We start from the raw sequence: 17,685 nt of genomic DNA, 5'->3' as shown, positions 1-17,685 counted from the left end.
GAAACTTGGAGCTAAAATTGAACATTGATTGGTCCAGAATAGAATCGCTCGTAGATATTAATGATCCTGAAGACTTGGCATGGTTGAAAGACATGATCATTTCTCTTCTTGAAAACATGACGGTTCGCAGTCAAAACTTGACTCAGTTTATGCAGACTAGAGAGCAGAAAGACCTACAATCTGAACTGCACCAGATCAAAGGCGTCGCAGCCAATTTCGGACTCAGTTCCCTCTCAAAGGTAGTCATCGAGGCTGAAACAAAAGTTAAAAACGGAGACCTAGAAGGAGCGATCGAGCTCTGTGGAGAGATCTCGCCTATATGGGCTGAGACAAAAAAGGAATTAGAAGCAAGGTTCGGAAGTTAATTCGTTTAGTCTAAGATTAACACGTATGAATCAGAATTCTCCTGCCGTTCTATTCGATTCGATCCGAGCTTTTCGTTCATGGTCCCCAGGCGTGGTGGAACGACTCGAAAGCATCATCGAAAATGAAGACGACTATACTCTCTTTAGAATCAATCCCTATACTTTTGCAGCAGCAGGTTCGTTTGATGAAGAGGAGGTATTAGAATTATTCCTACATGCGTCCAAAAGTGGACTGCTTGTTATGGAATGGTTACTCATCTGTCCACGATGTGGTGATCCCGTAAATAATTTTAAAAAACTCATGCATGTGCACAATCGCTATCATTGCGAATTTTGCCGGAGAGATTATGAAACCAATCTAGATGATTCCATCCTTGTTTGTTTTACCATCCATCCAGACATTCGGAAGATTCGATTTCATAATCCGACTTCCTTAACAATAAGTGAATACCAATATAAATATCACTTTTCGAGAGAGGGAAAAATTCCTGGAACACAGGAAACGATCACAAATTTTTTTAAGTTACGTGAGAGATTTCTTGGCTTTTTAGAGCCAGGAGAGCAGATCCTCAGAGAGATCGTTGCTGAGGAAGGATATCTGGAAGGGAATGATTTTTTACACCATACAGATTTTCTAATCGAAGTGACTCAGGATGCACAAACGACTCCTGAAAAAATATTGATAACTTTTGAAAATGAAAATGTGACCTCTATACCGACTCAAATTAAAGTTGGAAAGCATCGTTTTGAAATTATAAATAAATCTGATAAAAAGATTCCGCTCTCTATCTACCAACTTGATGGTGATTTCATGACGTCAGAATTCAATTTGGATTTTGACAAATTTCTTTCAGCCAAAGTATTGTTAAATCATCGTGCATTTCGTTCCCTTTTTAAAGGCGAGGATATAGTTGGTTCGACGGGACTTTCGATTAAAGACGTTACGGTATTATTTACAGATTTAAAGGGATCGACAAACCTATACGAAAGGATTGGGGATTTAAAAGCATTTTCATTGGTTCAACAGCATTTTGACGAAGTTGGACAAGTGATTGGAAAACACAAAGGTGCATTAATTAAAACCATTGGCGATGCCATTATGGCTACTTTTTTGACCCCACTTGATGCCATTCTAGCCGCAAATGAAATGTTAGATGTCATCCATAAATTTAATGCAAGGCAGTTAGAGAAAGAAATCATTTTAAAAATTGGCATTCACGCTGGTGCATCGATAGCAGTCATGTTAAATGAACGTTTGGATTATTTTGGTCAGATCATCAACATTGCAGCGAGAGTCCAAGGGATTGCGGAAGGTGAAGAAATTTGTTTTACTAAAGAAATTTATGATTATCCAGGAGTGAAGGAAATATTTCAAAACAAAAACCTAAAGGAGGAGGATGTTTCTTTAAAGGGAATCAAAAATCCGATCACGATTTATCGTATAGGACCAAGTCTTATTTGACGTGTTCTTTTGTCCCTTCCTCATTTCTTAGCGTTTCCATTTCTGCCAACAAACGATCCAGGTCTCCCGTTCCCTTGGCTCGATACACTCCCCGCAAGTAACCATTTGGATCAATCAGATATATATTTTCTGTATGAACAAAATCATTCAAATTCGCTATGCCTTTGATCACTTGGACATCAGCATTGAATTGATTCCGTGCAAGATCATAGATAAGAGCCTTGGATCCCGTAAGATGTAACCAGTTCTTTTGTTCAATTTTATAAACCTTTCTAAATTTTAATAGTTCTTCAACTGTGTCTACCTCGGGATTCACTGAAATGGAAAGAACCTGCACCAAAGGCTGATTTTTGATACTAGGAAAAAAGTTTTTTATATTTCTTGTGATCAATGGACAGATCCCTGTGCATTTAGCATAAAAAAAAGTAACAAGGGAATATTTACCTAAAAACATGTTTCTGTTAAATGGTGCATTTAGATGAGAAGTTAGACTTATCTCTGGAATCTTTTTGAGATCGGCTGGCTTTTGACCCTCTGGCGACCAAAAAGGATCCATGATTTCTCCTTTATAATAAGGCAGAACACCGGCAATGGGCGTCGAAGCAAATGTTAAACCGGCATCAAAGTTTGGTTTTTGTTCAGAACAAAAAAATGGGATTATCAAAATGAGAGAGAAAGTGAGTCTTTTTAAATACATACTAATGCCTTTTACTTTTGATAGGCTCACAGATTTTGCTGCCAGGAAGTCCAGCAGAACTGCCATCTGGATTGAAGGAGAGGTTCATATAAATAATGCCTAACCTGTTCCAAACCTTTGTCGCAAGAATGTCTCCCTTTTCATTATATTTATCCAATTTTGCAGGTTTTCCATTCTCATACCAACTCCAACTTTCATTGATGTATTTACCTTTCATAAATTCAGCATAACTTCGATTATTTCCATTCTCATACCAAGTCCGGTGGATGCCATGTTTCTCACCAGCCAGGTAAAATCGCTGTTCCAATAGTTGTCCCTTTCCCTTTCTCGCCGTATACTCACCGTCTTCCAATCCATTCCGATAGGTTGTGATAAAGGTTTCATCCAGAGTTGGATTCTTTTGAATCATTTTACCCGTGAATGGAGATCCATGATAAAGCATGAGTCCTCTCGAAATAGAGAAGCCAGGATCTGTATGATCGATGCTGCCATATTCATGGCAGTGTAAGAGAAAGAGAAGTGATAATATGAATGGTTTAAGATTGGCAAAAATCGCTTTCACGAGGATCAATGTAACTGCCCACTTTTAGTTTTTTACAAGGCTTTCAACCATCTCCACAGCAAACTTACTTCCGCTATAGATGCCATCGCTCGCATTTTTGATCACCCGTTCGTTCATTCGATGAAGTAAATCGGTAGAGTAGCCAAAGATTTCTACCAATTCAAAAGCATGTTTGATTTCACGGCATTCTACTGTTCCTTCACCGAGTTCAAGTGATCTGGTCACGGATGCTGCTTCATGATCTCCCACTCTTCTGATAAATAATTTCGGTATCGGAAAGAAGGCAAGTTCGGAAGGCTTGGTCACCAAAATATCAGCGATGCGGATCAATTTATCCGTAGCTGAAAATGCTTCAGTATGCGAAGGAAAATTAAATAAGACCACAGAAGGTGTCTTATCTCTCTCATCTTCCTTCAGTGGATGGTCGGCTAAAAAATCTAACAGTTCATCCCAAGTGAGTAAAGTTTTATAAGGAATTTTCTCTTTGTTTAAAAATTCTTCGAATCCATTTAATACTTTTGTATGATCGCCGGTATTGATCCAAAAATGATAATCTCGATCCAGGAGTGCTTTTTTTGCCAGCAACATGAGATCTTGTACAAAACTTCGTTGTGCACCGGCACCACCAATAGGAATTAAAAAACGACGTTTTTTTCTTTCGTCCAAGCGTCGGATCCTATTTTCACTATCACCACCTGCGTGTTTGACGATATCTTCAGAAACCCAATGACCTGCTACTGCTAAATTTTCCTTTGGGACACCCATCTCTACAAACTTGGTATAAGAAGAAGGACTTTGTACTAAATTCATGGCACCTGGTACCAGTAAGTAATACTGCGGATAATTATCACATATTAGGTGGACGACATGATTGAAATTTGCGGCTACAGCAATCTGTCCATTCAGAGGATACGTCGTGATCACTGGATTTTCTTTCGGAAGAGAAATCATCAGATTTTTATATAACTCTGCCAATTGACAGGAGAGTTCAAGAGATGTTAGGTTTCCCTGGGACATGAGTTGTCCCCATGCCCATTCTACGGGCCCACCCATTTCTGCCGATAGCCGGCTCAAGTAACTGTAGCCTTGGTCAATGTCTTGAATCGCTTTGGATTCATTAGATTCAATCGCGAGGAGGTCATGCAAATAGGTCGGAATGCGTTTGCTGAGGGAATGGGAATAGACGGAAAGAGCCATTCGATGGTGCCCATATCCCATTCTGATGGAACCCACGATGAGTCCCTTGCCTACAGGAGTGGATAGGTCATTTTTAATCAAGCCAAGACCTGGATAGAGTGGAGAGGCGACCGATCCAAGAGAGACAGGATTCTCTGGTAGAATGTTATATTTTTTTTGTAAAAAGAGGCGAGTGAAATTAGCGGATTGCTTTGAAAGAAAGCCTGCATTTAGGCCAAAAAGGGGTGCTCGATTCATCCCAAAAGAGTATGTGATGACGCACCTGGTTTCAAGTTAAATTTGAATTCTTAGCTGACAGATGGGCAAATTTCTGCCTTCCTGGTTTCATGGAACAAGTATTTATTTTAGGCGGCCTCAGATCCGCTTTTGGTAGTTTTGGTGGTTCACTTAAAGATTTTAGTGCCGTGGATTTAGGTGTGGAAGTGTCGAAAGCCGCTATGGCAAAAGTCGGTATTGACCCAAGCATCCTTGAAGAGTCCATTTTTGGCAATGTCATCCCGACGGGAAAAGACGGAATCTATTTAGCAAGACACATAGGTTTGAAAGCAGGACTTCCCGTAGCATCTCCTGCGCTAACATTAAATAGACTATGCGGATCTGGAATGGAATCGGTCATCCAGGCCGCAAAAAAAATCATGTTAGGAGAATCTCATACAGTTCTTGCTGGCGGGGTTGAGTCCATGAGCAATGCACCTTATGTCGTGCGAAATGCGAGATTCGGAGTCAAATACGGAAATTCGGAATTTGAAGATTCTTTGGCACAGGGCCTCACTGATATTTATGTAGAATTACCCATGGGAATGACCGCGGAAAATTTATCTGACCAATATAAAATTGCAAGAGAAGAACAAGATGCATGGGCAGCTATCTCCCAAGAGAGGGCAGAAGTAGCGACTGCGAATGGAAATTTAAAAGAAGAAATTCATCCGATCACGATCGGAGGAAAAACACCAGTAGTCTTTGATAAAGACGAATTCATCAAAGGAAAGGCAAGTGCTGCTAAGTTAGCTGGTCTAAAACCCGCGTTCAAGAAAGATGGGACTGTAACCGCAGGAAATGCTTCAGGAATCAATGATGGCGCCTCTGCGCTGATTGTAGCTTCTGAAAGTCAGGCGAAAAAATTAGGCAAGGAGCCTTTAGCGATTGTTAAAGGGTGGGGCCATGCTGGTTGTGATCCTGCTAAAATGGGGATAGGTCCTGCCATCGCCATTCCTATTGCTTTGAAGCAAGCAGGCTTGTCACTTAAGGATATCGGACTATTTGAAGTAAACGAGGCATTTGCTGCTCAGTATCTAGCCGTACAAAAGGAATTAGGCTTAAATCCAGAGATCACCAATGTAAATGGTGGAGCGATTGCCATAGGTCATCCACTCGGAGCTTCGGGGAATCGTGTGACATTGACCCTTGCAAATGAAATGAGAAGAAGAGGTGTCAAATATGGCGTCGCCTCACTTTGTATCGGTGGTGGACAAGGGATCGCGATCGTTCTAGAAAATCCAAAAGCTTAAAATATGTATCTACTTTTTCCCGGAAGGCATCACCTCCTAACTCGGTTTCAGCATGAATATCTGAGTATGTTAGGAAGTGAGGGTCTCTGGGGAGCCATGGATGTCAATGGCAAGGCACTCGAAATTCAAAAATCAATTAAGTGCCTTGTCTTTGCAGTCACCTCCGCTAATCATCACCAAACGCGCAGAAACCCACTTCCGCTTTACCACCGAGCGATGATGATCCAGGATTTCTCATCCGACTTTCCCTTTCCTTCGAATGTAATTCCCATTGAGGACATTGGTCATTCAGAGAATTTTGCTGAGTATACCATTAAAAAGATCGAAGCGGAATCCGATGGACGTTTAAAACTAACACCTGAAAATACACTGATTGTATGTTCCTCGCCTGTATTAAAACTCTACCAAGAGCTTGGTTACAGAATATTACCCATAGAACGATTGCCGGGTGAAAATGAAAAATTTGTTACGAAACAACCATGGCAAGTTTTAGAAACCATTGCAAAATCGAATCTACCGTTTAACGAGATGGATGATTATGCCAATTATGTGCATCCAGCATCGAAACGGTTATGGCAGGAATACGGAATCCTCTCACGCGTTAGAATGCTCTTTAATGACAAATTGATAGGTGATGATGGAGATTTGACTGAATCGAGAGATTATAATACCTATGTTCGCGAGATGGATGAGATTGCAGAATTAAAATTTAACGAGTCAAAAGAGTTCATTCGTCCTGGAAGAATTGGAGATATAGGTTGTGCTGTTGGTTCTTGGATCAAACTAGCAACCAGTGAACCAGCGTTATTTGAAAGCGATTTTTACGGAGTTGAGATCGCACGAAAGTTATATGATATCTGCGGCCAAAGAAAAGAGAATGGTGATTTTCAGAATACGAATGTATTTTTTTTGCGGAAAAATGCGGTAACAGGTTTGGTTTTTCCACAGTCCTCAATGAAAACCATCCATACTTCTTCTTTAACGCACGAGATTGAATCGTATGGAGATAGAGAAAGTCTGCTTTCATTTTTGAGAAATCGATATGAAGAGCTTGTCGTTGGTGGTGTTTGGATCAATCGAGATGTTGTCGGTCCTGAGAATAAAGACCAAATGGTCTATCTTTGGTTAAACGATAGTGATGGTCAAAATGATTTGGAACCGAAGTTGTTTGCACAAAAAGCAGATAAAAAGAAGTATCTGGACTCACTTTCGACGTATGGTCGTTTTTTTGTATTTCAAAGAGAGTTTCGAAAGGACCAGTCCTATCAATTGAACTACTCCATTGTTTCGATAGAGGGCAGAAACTATTTACATCTAACTTTGAAAGATGCATGTGAATTTCTCTCCAAGAAAGACTATACGGACAACTGGGATAGTGAAATGCACGAGTCTTTCTGTTTTTTTTCCTTCTCCGAATGGAAAGATATAATGAAACAGACTGGTTTTCAGATTATGTCTGGCAGCCATGCCTATGCCAATCCATGGATTATTAATAAGAGATATGTCTCGAAAGCAGAAATTTATTCCTCAGATGCAAATACTCCAACCCTATCTGCCGATCTTATTAGTATACCGTTTCCGGTGACTAATATGCTTTTGGTAGGGGTAAAACAGGGTTGAACCCAGAGATTTCGAGACACGCTGAGAACATTCGTAAGGTATTTCAAAATAACTATCTATTTGCTGATTTGCAACCAGGAGAGTTAGAAGATTTATACCCTGATCTCGATATAAAGTTTTATCGTACTGGCCAGACGATCATCAAAGCAGGCCAGGGGACAAAATTTGTACACTTTGTACTGAGTGGCAGAATTGGTATCGGAATTAACGGAAAAAATAATAAACAGGAACAGATAGGTTACTTAGAAAAAGGGGAATCCATAGGTGAGCGGATGTCACTTTCAGGATTGACTTCGAGCAGTGATTACTATGCCTTAGAACCCTTAATTATCATCTTACTTCCTGTAGCTTCTTTTAAAAAAATAATCAATAAATTTCCTTATATTGAAGAAAAAGCAAAACATCGAGACGCGGAGCAAGAAAAGTTTCATTCTGTCAGAAAACTTAGCTTCTTTTCCGAATTGAATCCGCTCGAAGTAAGGACTCTACTTAAGAGCATTGAAACGGTCGAAGTGGAAAGCGACGACTATTTGTTTCACGAAGGTGAAGAAGGTAATGCGGCTTACATTATAAAATCAGGACGGATTCATATTCGCACAGAAAATCCGAAAAAGATAATCTCGATTCTTAAATCAGGAGAAATTTTAGGTGAGATTGCTATCTTTAAAAAACAAAAACGTTTGGCTAGCGCTTTTGCCGCAGAACCATCGATAGTTTATAAAATTCCCGGAGATGCATTGCGCTCAATCATCGGCGAGGATAAAGGTGGAAAATTAGAAGAAATTGTACAATCGCGACTGCTAAGATACTCAACCTATAAAACAAAAGAGAAGGAAGAAGAGGCAGTCAAATCCTTTGAATCAAAACGTTATGAAATGAGACAAGGGCTCTCTCTCATTTCCATTGATCAAGTCACGACCGAGCAAATCGTATTGGTAGGATTAGTTTGTACAGAAATTGCTTTGCGAAAGTATGAAATGCCTCTACCGAAGAATTGGAAGATTCGAATAAAAAATGAGCTCAGTCGAAATCGTATTCCGGGAATATTCGAGTTAGCAATTGAACTTGAAAAGATGGGTTTTTTAACAAAACAAATCCGCATCAAACCAAGCCAATTAGAAGATGTAACGTTTCCATTTTTTGTAACGGATGAGGAAAATATTCCCTGTGCTGTTTATGCCATTGACCAATTGACTAGAGGGGTTCTGATTTCACATCCGATTAAGGGTGTGAGGGAACTTGACCTTAAGGCCTTTTTACACTCTTGGGATGGAATGATTTTGAATTTTGTGCCAGCTCCTCCTGCAATGACTGCCGACTCCGGTTTGTTTAGTTTTGTTAAAGAGATTAGAGCACTTTTCAGCCCTCACAAATCAGAGATCAGGTGGATTGTTGCTACCACCTTACTTTCTTCGTTTCTGGCTTTATCCTTTCCCTATTTTTTACGGGAAGTTGTCGATCGCGTACTCGTTTTCTCTGATCGTAACTTTCTCCTCACCTTATTTGCTGGAGTTGGGATTTCGATTGTTTTTCAAGGAGTTTTCACGCTTTTCCGGAATCTATTGATGATGGGTGTGATGCAGAATCTTGAATATACTTTTTTAGTTCGATTCTTTCAACATGTGCTTCGTTTATCTCTTCCTGAATTTCGAAGATTTGAACCAAGTGATTATACTCAGAGATTAAAAGAGAATCAGAAAATTTTAGAAATAGCATCTCGTTCTGGTGTAGCCTTATTTCTAGACTTGCTCGTTCTCCCTATTTTTTTGACGGTACTCTTGTTGGCTGATTTTGAGCTTACTTTGTTAGGTTTAACATTTTTAGTATTATACGCTTTGATTGTTGTGAGGGTCTCTGCAAAGATAAGGAGATTATCGGAACATACGTTTGAATCAAAACGTAAAACTGTCTCTTTTATCCTATCCCTTGTTAGTGGCATTTCCATCATCAAAGCCTCCTCACAGGAAGGGAATTATTTGCAGAAGGGAATGAATGAAATATCCCGAACCATTCTTACGGATTTGCGTGTGGCGAAGAGAACGAATTTCCTAGAATTTATGGGCAAGTTCTTTGAGCAAATGGGCATGTTGGTTGTCATCGGATTTGGAATCAATTCTGTGTTAGAAGAGAAAATAACATTAGGTACCTTTCTGGGATTCCAGGTTTTATTCAGCTTGCTGATCGAGCCGATCATCAGGATTTGTCGAATTTATGAAGACGTTTTGCAAATGGGTGAATCCAGAAAACGACTGATGGAAATATATTCCCTTCCAGGCGAGATTCGTAGCCAAAGACCTTTCGGAGAGTTACCAAGGTTAACTGGTAAAATCAAAATTGAAAATCTATCTTTTAAATATTCCGCAGACAGTCCCAACATTGTTTCAAATATTGATCTAGATATATTGGCAGGTGAAAAGGTTGCGATTGTTGGTCGAAGCGGAAGTGGAAAATCCACCCTTTTACGTCTGATCATGGGGACCCTTTCTCCTACTGAGGGCCGAGTATTGTTTGATTCTTTTGATTTATCAACGTTAGATCCTGAGGAAGTAAGAATTCAGTTTGGAACCGTGGAACAGCAACCAGTTTTATTTTCAGGAAGCATCGCGGAGAATTTGTGTAAAAAAAATCCATCTCTGACTCGTGATGCGATGTATGCTGGTGCAAAGCTTGCAGCAGTGGATCGCTTTGTAGACCGTTTTCCTTTTGGATATGAAACGAAATTGGGAGAAGGTGGAGTAGGTCTATCAGGTGGCCAAAAACAAAGGGTTGCGATTGCTCGTGCGCTTGTTACAAATCCGAGTATTTTGTTTTTAGATGAACCGACATCTGCACTGGACGCGGAATCAGAAGCCTACGTCCAAAGCCAATGGGAAAGTATGTTTGTCGATAGGACAGTCATACAAATATCGCATAGATTGCATTCCACAGTAAGTGCCGATAGAATTATAGTTATGGATAAGGGAATCATCGTGGAAATGGGTACACATTCTGAATTGATTAATGCAAAAGGATTTTATTATCATTTATTTCCATCTAGCGAGGAAAGCAGCAATGAATCTGCGTAAATTTAAGGCACTTAAAGAATCGGATTCAAATTGGGAGTCGATGCACTCCTCATCCTTCTATGATGAATTGTTAAAACATCCAGCGCCTAACTGGGACAAAAAAGGAATATTTCTTTTAACTTTCTTTTTTCTGTGTATGTTGATTTATCTTTTTTTTGGTAAGGTAGATGTTATCATACCTGCTAATGGAATCCTCCGGCCAAAGGGTAATTATTTTGTAACGGAAGCATTAGAAACAGGGATTGTTACAAATATCTATGCTAAACCCGGAGATTTTCTTAAAAAGGGAGAGCCATTAGTCGAATTAGAGTTTTCAGAACAACAGATAGAATTATCGAAAGATTCAAATACTCTACAATATGAAGAAAAAAGATTACAACGATTGATTGGAAACCGAAGAGAAGCTGAAAAAATATTAAAAAGCTTAGAGCCAAATTTAGAAAACAATCCGGGTTCGGAGCTATCGGGATCCTTACTCAATAAGTTTGTATCTTTAAAGAAAGCTTACATTGATTTCAAGAATGGGATTGGAGCGAAATTTTTGTATGATCAGAGCTTGCTCGAATTTAATGAAGAATATGCAAATCTTAAAGATGAAATACAAAAAGAACAGAATATAATTTCAAGTTTACGCGGAGATACTCGCCTCAAAAAAGAAAGAGTGGACAATGCTATATTGCGAATGCCTTTTTCCGGTTATGTGGGAGCACTGATGGTCAATAACATTGGTCAAAATATTACACGCGGGCAAACGGTCGCAGAACTCGTTGAAGAACATCAGCCACTAGAAGCTTTCGTGGAAATTAAGAATAAAGATATCGGCGGCATCACGATTGGAATGAGTGCCATCATAAAGATCCGGGCTTTCCATCAAAATGACTTTGGCGTGATTGATGCTGTCGTAGAACAAATTGTTCCTAATGTGAAAGAGAAGGACACATTTTCTGTCGTGTTATCGATTAAAAAACAAACATTAACGAAAGATGAGAAAGAGTTTTCTCTTTTACCTGGTTTAAAAGTAGAAGCTGATATCATAACAAGTCGCAATCGACTATTTGAAGTATTGTTTAAGAAAAATCAGGAGCTGAATTAAATACTTCATGTTGCAGGATCAGATCAAACTCGAGGATATTCTAAAAGTCGATCCGATTCGTAATTTAACGGATGCAGATAAGAAACTATTCTTAAAACTTTGGACAAATAGAGCGATTCCTGCCAATCAATCAATCATTGAATACACAAAGGGTCAGGTTCCATTAATTTATGTTAGCAATGGGAGAATCCAAGTTAAAATAAAAGTGGGAGATACGGATCTTCTCGTAAGGTCACTTACGGAAGGGAACTTTTATGGATTGTCTGAACTAGCTTTGCAGGTTTTAAGCAAAAATTCCTATGTGACTGATGAGAATTCTAGCATTTACTTTTTAGAACAAACAACATTTTTGGATTTCTTTACCGAAAATCCGAAGCGCTTTCTAATATGGGAAAAATTTTGTCAAGAAATATCCCTTCGAGATGAATTACGTGTTCACCCTTATTTCCGGAAGCTAGGTAAACAAGAGATCATTGAACTTTCTCAATTGCTTCGTAAGGAAAGAATTCCCAAAGGCAGGGTATTGATTAAAGAAGGGTCAAAATCCTCATCATTATTCTTTATACAATCAGGTAAATTTAAAATTTCGAAGTCTGCTTGGGCTTCCGACTATTCATCGTTTGTTGAATCGGGATCTGTGCTCGGCGAGATGGGCGTTTTAGAAAAGAAGGTGAGGAATGCGACCGTGACTGCGATTCAGGATAGCATCGTCTTCGAGTTATCTGCAAAGGATGCTGAGACATTCTTTAAAAAATCCGAGAGCTTATATTCGACCTTAAAATCGGTTTTGGAAACGCGAAAATTAAATCAGATCGAAACGGAGGAAGACGAATTCCTGATCCATTCGGAAGATGATTTGTTTGAAGATTCCGTTCACTTTTTGCCTAACATTGCCTTTCAACCCAAAAAGAGATGGTTTTCTTCCTTCCCTATCATCCTGGAAGAATCAGCTGATGAGACCGCATGGGCCTGTAGGAATATGTTACTCAAATATTGGGGCTATGAGAGCAAATTGAATTCTGGTGATAGCCAATTTCAAAATTCAGACGCTGATGTGACGATGAAATCCTGGAAAGAAACATTTTCAGATATCGGTCAAACTTTCGTTTTAGATAAGATCAGATACCGAAAGGAGTTGTTGAGTCATATATTTATTGTAAGATGGGAAACGAACAAATTTATTATTGTTTTATCTTGTGATGAAAGTCAGATCAAAATTATCGATCCTGCATTTGGAATTCGATCCATCAGCCAAAATGAATGGGATGCAAAATCGGGAAAGCATGCGATCGTTTTTATACCAAAATTAAAGCCGAAAACAACATTCCTTCCCCAATTTTCATATTTCCCAGGTTTGTTTCAATATTTCCGGCCCAATTTTTCATTTTTAGTTTCTGGAATTCTTGCGACGTTTCTGATCAAAGTATTGGAAATCTCCTTACCTCTAATTAACCTATATTTGATTGATAATGTCTTACTCAGAGAGAGTAAAGAATTTATGATTCCCGTGTTAGTTGGAGTTGCCGTTCTTAGTATTTCCCAGATTATATTTTCCTATTTAAGGAATAATGTTTTATTTTTTACCACGAGCAAAGTGAACCAGACAATCATCGTGCGTTTCCTTGAAAAGCTTTTGTCCTTACCCATTTCCTTTTTTGAAAATCATAAGAAAGGAGAGATTCTGCAGCGATGGGAAGAAATTGAGAGTGTGACACAATTTTTTTCGGAACATGGAACGATCAGATTCTTAGATTGGTTCTTTGGTTTGGCGGTCTTCACACTTTTTTTATTTTTATCTCCCACTCTACTTCTTGTTATCCTACTTTTTATTTTACCAGAACTTGCGATCATTGCAAAAATTAGTCCGCTCATCGAACGTGAAACTAAAAAGGAGTCACTACGAACCGCTGACACGCTAAGTTATTTTATAGAAACAATCAACGGAAACGAAACCGTAAAAAATTTAGGCGCGGTTTCTGTACAAAGGTGGGATTTTGAGAAACGATTAACTTCTCAATTGAATGCGGAGAGCCATCGTATGTTCTATACGAATATTCTCGAGTCGAGTTCCTTAACGTTTCGTATGCTAACGAACGTTTTTGTACTGTTCTTAGGTACGTACCAAATATTTTCCGATCAGATTACTCTGGGAACATTATTTGCAATCATAGGTTTAATTGGGTATGTGAGATCGCCCATGGTTTCAATTGTGAGAGATGCTGTTCTGTTCCAGAAAGCAAAGATTGCATGGAAACGTCTCTCCGATTGGGAAAATGTAGAATCAGAATCTGGGCCTGACTCACGCATACGACAAGTAGAAATACCAGATATCCAAGGCTCTTTATTATTTAAGAATGTATCATTCGAGTATAGAATCGGTAAACGAGAGTTTCATTTACAAAACCTTACTTTTGAATTGGAGCCAGAAAAAAAATATGCGTTTGTTGGTAGGAGTGGAAGTGGAAAGTCAACTATCTTAAAACTCATCTTAGGTCTATATGCTAGGTCAGAGGGCGAGATCAGTGTCGATGGTATACTTCTCGATGAAATTTGGATGCCTTCCTATCGGTCTAGAATCGGAGTTGTTTACCAAGAAAATCCTATTTTGCTTGGTACGGTTAGAGAGAACATTGCCCTATCCAAACCTGACTCGACGCTGTCTGAAATTGTGGAGGCAGCCAAGTTGGCACTATTACATGAGCAGATTTTGAACCTGCCCCTTGGTTACGATACGGAATTGAGCGAAAAGGGTGCCACGCTCTCAGGCGGACAGAAACAAAAGCTTGCTTTCGCAAGATTGTTCCTCCAAAAACCTAGCCTTCTCGTTTTAGATGAACCCACTGCCTCCATGGACAGAGAAAGTGAAGATAAAATATTAGCCAACCTGCACCGCATTTTCGCAGACAAGACGATTGTTGTGGTGGCACATCGATTAGAAACGATACGACATTACGATAAGATTTTTGTAATCGAAAGTGGGCAACTCGAGGAATCCGGAACCCATAGGGAACTCGTCCGTAAGCAAGGAATTTATCATTTACTTCATTCTAAACAGGAGGCGATCCGATAATAGAGTAGGTGAAGTGGAATTATTTTATATTTACTCTCGTTGTTGTTTTTTTTAGGATTGATGCGATTTTTCCGGCAGACGTCGTCGATTTTTTTGAGCTACCGAAAATCGTTGGTGAAAAATCTTATGAACTAAAACTAAAGGAGATTGAAATTCAAAAAAAGAAAGTTGATATGGATACACGTAATATCCGTTACCTGCCGACGTTAAATTTTGAACACGCTCCTTTTTTTGAAAAAGTACCATCTGACGGTTTCGATAGAAAAGGATTTCAATCCTCATTAAATTTAAATTGGAATTTTCAAGAACAAGGTAATGTTTTTTTAACAAATCTAATTATGGAATTGGAGTATGAAAGATTGCTCCTGGAATATCGGGCACTCTTTCAAAAAGAACTTTTTGACCAAGCGTTTCAATATTCTGAGACTCTGAAGTTATTGGCGTTTTATGATTATGATTTCTCAAATGATCTCGATGCGGAAAAACAACTACAAACGATTCAAAAATTATATAAACAAGGGATCGAATCCTACCTCGTCACTCAAAACTCGAAAGTTGACTTTTTGTTTTATCGATATAATGTTATCAAATCAAAGTTAGACCAACAAAAAAGCCAGTCTCGATTTAGACGAAAATTTTTATTACGTGATGTTTCTTTAAAAGATATCCCTGAACGTGAATTTAATATGCTCCCCTTGGAAGAAACCATGGCAGCATATGAAAAAAATCTAAGCTCTCTTAATTTTGATATTGTTCTATCTATCAATCAGGTAAAGATACTCGAAGTAGAAAAACAGGTTAGGTTTAATGAATTGTGGGTGCCAGATTTCTTCGTAAACATATACAATAATAATAGCCGTCAAACTATATATGGCATCAACGGAAGTACTTCGCAGCCAAATTATTTGTATGATTTTTCGCGCGGCGACTATTCCTTGTACGCAAATAATCCAGATCCATTTAGCTCACAAGGGGCCAATTTTGGGTTTAGAATCCCATTGTTCAATCGATGGTTATCAAAAAATGAATTAGATAAGTCAAAGATAGATGTAAAATTAGCAAAATCACAATCTGAGTTTTTAAAAGAAAATACTGCTTTATATCTCTTTGAATTAATCCAACAACATAACAACTTAGTCGAGCTTTACAATATTTCCATAGAAAGTAGAAAAACAGCTGAGGAAAACTTCTCCATCATGGAGAAAGCTTATAAGACCGGTTCGGCTTCCGTCATCGAATTGCAAACAGTTGATAGAAGACAACGCGATGTAAACCGAAACGCGATTCAGAACCGGTATGATTTAATTCAACTTCGATTAGAGATCGGGTTATTGTTAGGTGATACTATGAAATTTATGAGATGATTTATGGAAAAAGGAGATCATATTTTAAATGTCTAAGGAAGTGTAAGAAGTTGCCGAGATATTAATTTTTGCCGATGGCTCTTGCCACTTTGATCCCATCCATCGCCGCAGAAATAATTCCACCAGCATATCCCGCTCCCTCACCACTAGGATATAGGCCACGGATCTGAACATGTTCCAAAGTAATTTCATCTCGAGGGATTTTGACAGGCGAGGAAGTACGTGTTTCGGGTGCATGGACAACGGCATCATTGGTGAGATAGCCCTTCATGTTCTTATTAAATTCTTTGAATCCTTTGACGAGGGAATCATGTATCAATTTCGGCAATATTTCTTTTAAGCTGACTGAGACAATCCCTGGCGAATAAGATGTTTTTGGTAAATCGAGTGAAGTTTTCCCTTCCACAAAGTCAAGCAACCGTTGTGCGGGAGCAGTTTGGGTTTTCCCACCGGCTTCCCAAGCCTTCACTTCAATTGCTTGTTGGAATGCCATCGCCGCAAGTGTACCTGAGGATTGAAAAGGCTTAAAATCATCTAATTTCAGTTCTACGACAATTCCTGAATTGGCAGTAGGTCTTGCCCTTGCAGAGGAAGACCAACCATTAGTCACAATTTCGCCAGGCTTTGTGGCACACGGAGCAATGACACCACCAGGACACATGCAAAACGAATACACTCCGCGATCGCCAATTTGTTTTACTACGTTATAGGGTGAAGGCGGAAGAAATTTTCCTCTGGTCTCACATTTGTATTGGATTCGGTCGATTAAACTTTGAGCGTGTTCAACACGAACACCGATGGCAATGGGTTTTAGCTCAATTTTTATATTTTTTGATACTAAAAGTTCAAATATATCGCGTGCGGAATGTCCGGTAGCAAGAATTACTTTGTTGCAATGATACCTTTCGCCTTCTTTCGTCAAGATTCCAGAAATCTGATTCCCATTTAACAATAAATCTGTGACTCTTGTGTTGAATTTGACTTCTCCGCCACATTGAATGATATATTCTCGCATATTACGAATGATATCGGGAAGTTTATTAGTACCAATATGAGGATGTGCATCAATTAGAATGTCTTCCGAAGCTCCAAACGTTACCAATAATTCTAGAATTTCGGTAACGTTTCCTCTTTTTTTTGAACGTGTATACAATTTCCCATCTGAGTAAGTGCCTGCACCACCTTCACCAAAGCAGTAATTGGAATCTTCATTGACTATATGGTGGACATTGATCCCACGTAGATCTTGGATTCTTTCCTTAACATCCTTTCCTCTTTCTAAAAGGATCGGTTTAAAACCTTGCTCTATCAATTCGATTGCCGCAAACAAACCTGCGGGACCAGCACCAATGATCAGAATTTCTTCTTTTTCTTTTACGTTCCTTGCAGATAAATCTCTCTTTTGTCTAGGAACAAATTCCTCTTCGATAAATACTCTAACCGTAAGATTAAAATAAATGATTTTTTGACGTGCATCGATAGATCTATGAACTGTCTCGATATGACGAATTTGAGAAGGATTTAAGTTTAAGGATTTTGCAAGGAAGCGGAGCAATTCGTCTGCCTGGCCAGCTACTTCTGGTAACACTCGGAGCTGTAAGTCCTTGATCATCTTCTAAAACTCAATCCTTGGGACATTTTCTCAATGTAGCTTTCTTTATCTGCCAATTATTTCTGTCTAA

Annotated in this window: 12 protein-coding genes; 8 read left to right on the top strand and 4 right to left on the bottom strand. The window is 39.0% G+C overall.

Annotation, left to right across the window (positions count from 1 at the left end; all coding sequences use genetic code 11):
- Window positions 1-17: 17 nt before the first annotated feature.
- Both EHQ58_RS06605 and EHQ58_RS06600 read left to right on the top strand, forming a co-directional pair.
- Window positions 18-365, top strand: a complete 348-nt coding sequence (locus EHQ58_RS06605) for an Hpt domain-containing protein (RefSeq protein ID WP_246047197.1) — start codon at window positions 18-20, stop codon at window positions 363-365.
- Between the two features lie 25 nt (window positions 366-390).
- On the top strand, window positions 391-1,827 hold the full coding sequence (locus EHQ58_RS06600; RefSeq protein ID WP_135623092.1) for an adenylate/guanylate cyclase domain-containing protein: 1,437 nt from the start codon (window positions 391-393) through the stop codon (window positions 1,825-1,827).
- Here EHQ58_RS06600 and EHQ58_RS06595 read toward each other — a convergent pair.
- Genes EHQ58_RS06595 through EHQ58_RS06585 form a run of 3 tightly spaced genes read right to left on the bottom strand, consistent with a single transcriptional unit; the run spans window position 1,820 to window position 4,520 of the window.
- Complete coding sequence (locus tag EHQ58_RS06595) at window positions 1,820-2,524, bottom strand: SCO family protein (RefSeq protein ID WP_135623317.1); 705 nt, start codon at window positions 2,522-2,524, stop codon at window positions 1,820-1,822. The two genes, EHQ58_RS06600 and EHQ58_RS06595, sit on opposite strands and share 8 nt — an antisense overlap.
- Window position 2,525: 1 nt before the next feature.
- Complete coding sequence (locus EHQ58_RS06590) at window positions 2,526-3,086, bottom strand: toxin-antitoxin system YwqK family antitoxin (RefSeq protein ID WP_135623091.1); 561 nt, start codon at window positions 3,084-3,086, stop codon at window positions 2,526-2,528.
- Between the two features lie 24 nt (window positions 3,087-3,110).
- Window positions 3,111-4,520 (bottom strand): DUF6938 domain-containing protein, encoded by a 1,410-nt coding sequence (locus EHQ58_RS06585; RefSeq protein WP_135623090.1) that lies wholly within the window; start codon window positions 4,518-4,520, stop codon window positions 3,111-3,113.
- Window positions 4,521-4,609: 89 nt separating this feature from the next.
- Here EHQ58_RS06585 and EHQ58_RS06580 point away from each other — a divergent pair, with 89 nt between their 5' ends.
- From EHQ58_RS06580 to EHQ58_RS06555, 6 genes are read left to right on the top strand one after another with little or no spacing between them, the layout of a single operon-like run.
- Window positions 4,610-5,791 (top strand): acetyl-CoA C-acetyltransferase, encoded by a 1,182-nt coding sequence (locus EHQ58_RS06580; protein WP_135623089.1) that lies wholly within the window; start codon window positions 4,610-4,612, stop codon window positions 5,789-5,791.
- Between the two features lie 3 nt (window positions 5,792-5,794).
- Window positions 5,795-7,411, top strand: coding sequence for a class I SAM-dependent methyltransferase (locus tag EHQ58_RS06575; protein WP_135623088.1), 1,617 nt, complete (start codon window positions 5,795-5,797; stop codon window positions 7,409-7,411).
- Window positions 7,408-10,476 carry a peptidase domain-containing ABC transporter gene (locus EHQ58_RS06570; protein WP_135623087.1) on the top strand — a complete coding sequence of 1,023 codons (3,069 nt, stop codon included), beginning with the start codon at window positions 7,408-7,410 and terminating at the stop codon, window positions 10,474-10,476. Before EHQ58_RS06575 ends, EHQ58_RS06570 begins: the two co-directional genes overlap by 4 nt.
- A complete protein-coding gene (locus EHQ58_RS06565; RefSeq protein WP_135623086.1) occupies window positions 10,463-11,569 on the top strand; it encodes a beta-barrel domain-containing protein in 1,107 nt (368 codons plus the stop codon). Before EHQ58_RS06570 ends, EHQ58_RS06565 begins: the two co-directional genes overlap by 14 nt.
- A gap of 7 nt (window positions 11,570-11,576) precedes the next feature.
- The gene (locus EHQ58_RS06560) at window positions 11,577-14,639 is read left to right on the top strand and encodes an ABC transporter transmembrane domain-containing protein (RefSeq protein ID WP_135623085.1); all 3,063 of its coding nucleotides are present in this window, start codon (window positions 11,577-11,579) and stop codon (window positions 14,637-14,639) included.
- Window positions 14,640-14,665: 26 nt separating this feature from the next.
- Window positions 14,666-16,003, top strand: a complete 1,338-nt coding sequence (locus EHQ58_RS06555) for a TolC family protein (RefSeq protein WP_425460476.1) — start codon at window positions 14,666-14,668, stop codon at window positions 16,001-16,003.
- Between the two features lie 61 nt (window positions 16,004-16,064).
- Here EHQ58_RS06555 and EHQ58_RS06550 read toward each other — a convergent pair whose 3' ends face one another.
- On the bottom strand, window positions 16,065-17,615 hold the full coding sequence (locus tag EHQ58_RS06550; protein ID WP_135623083.1) for an NAD(P)/FAD-dependent oxidoreductase: 1,551 nt from the start codon (window positions 17,613-17,615) through the stop codon (window positions 16,065-16,067).
- Window positions 17,616-17,685 lie beyond the last annotated feature (70 nt).

Origin of the sequence: Leptospira ognonensis, from assembly GCF_004770745.1 — a bacterium.
In the GTDB taxonomy this organism is placed as follows: domain Bacteria; phylum Spirochaetota; class Leptospiria; order Leptospirales; family Leptospiraceae; genus Leptospira_A; species Leptospira_A ognonensis.
Note: the sequence above shows the minus strand (reverse complement) of the source record. Positions and strands in the feature narration are given on the sequence as shown.

Coding starts and splice junctions, on each gene's coding strand:
- EHQ58_RS06600 (WP_135623092.1), top strand. CDS start 391: ATGAATCAGAATTCTCCTGCCGTTCTATTCGATTCGATCCGAGCTTTT.
- EHQ58_RS06595 (WP_135623317.1), bottom strand. CDS start 2,524: ATGTATTTAAAAAGACTCACTTTCTCTCTCATTTTGATAATCCCATTT.
- EHQ58_RS06585 (WP_135623090.1), bottom strand. CDS start 4,520: ATGAATCGAGCACCCCTTTTTGGCCTAAATGCAGGCTTTCTTTCAAAG.
- EHQ58_RS06580 (WP_135623089.1), top strand. CDS start 4,610: ATGGAACAAGTATTTATTTTAGGCGGCCTCAGATCCGCTTTTGGTAGT.
- EHQ58_RS06575 (WP_135623088.1), top strand. CDS start 5,795: ATGTATCTACTTTTTCCCGGAAGGCATCACCTCCTAACTCGGTTTCAG.
- EHQ58_RS06565 (WP_135623086.1), top strand. CDS start 10,463: ATGAATCTGCGTAAATTTAAGGCACTTAAAGAATCGGATTCAAATTGG.
- EHQ58_RS06560 (WP_135623085.1), top strand. CDS start 11,577: ATGTTGCAGGATCAGATCAAACTCGAGGATATTCTAAAAGTCGATCCG.
- EHQ58_RS06550 (WP_135623083.1), bottom strand. CDS start 17,615: ATGATCAAGGACTTACAGCTCCGAGTGTTACCAGAAGTAGCTGGCCAG.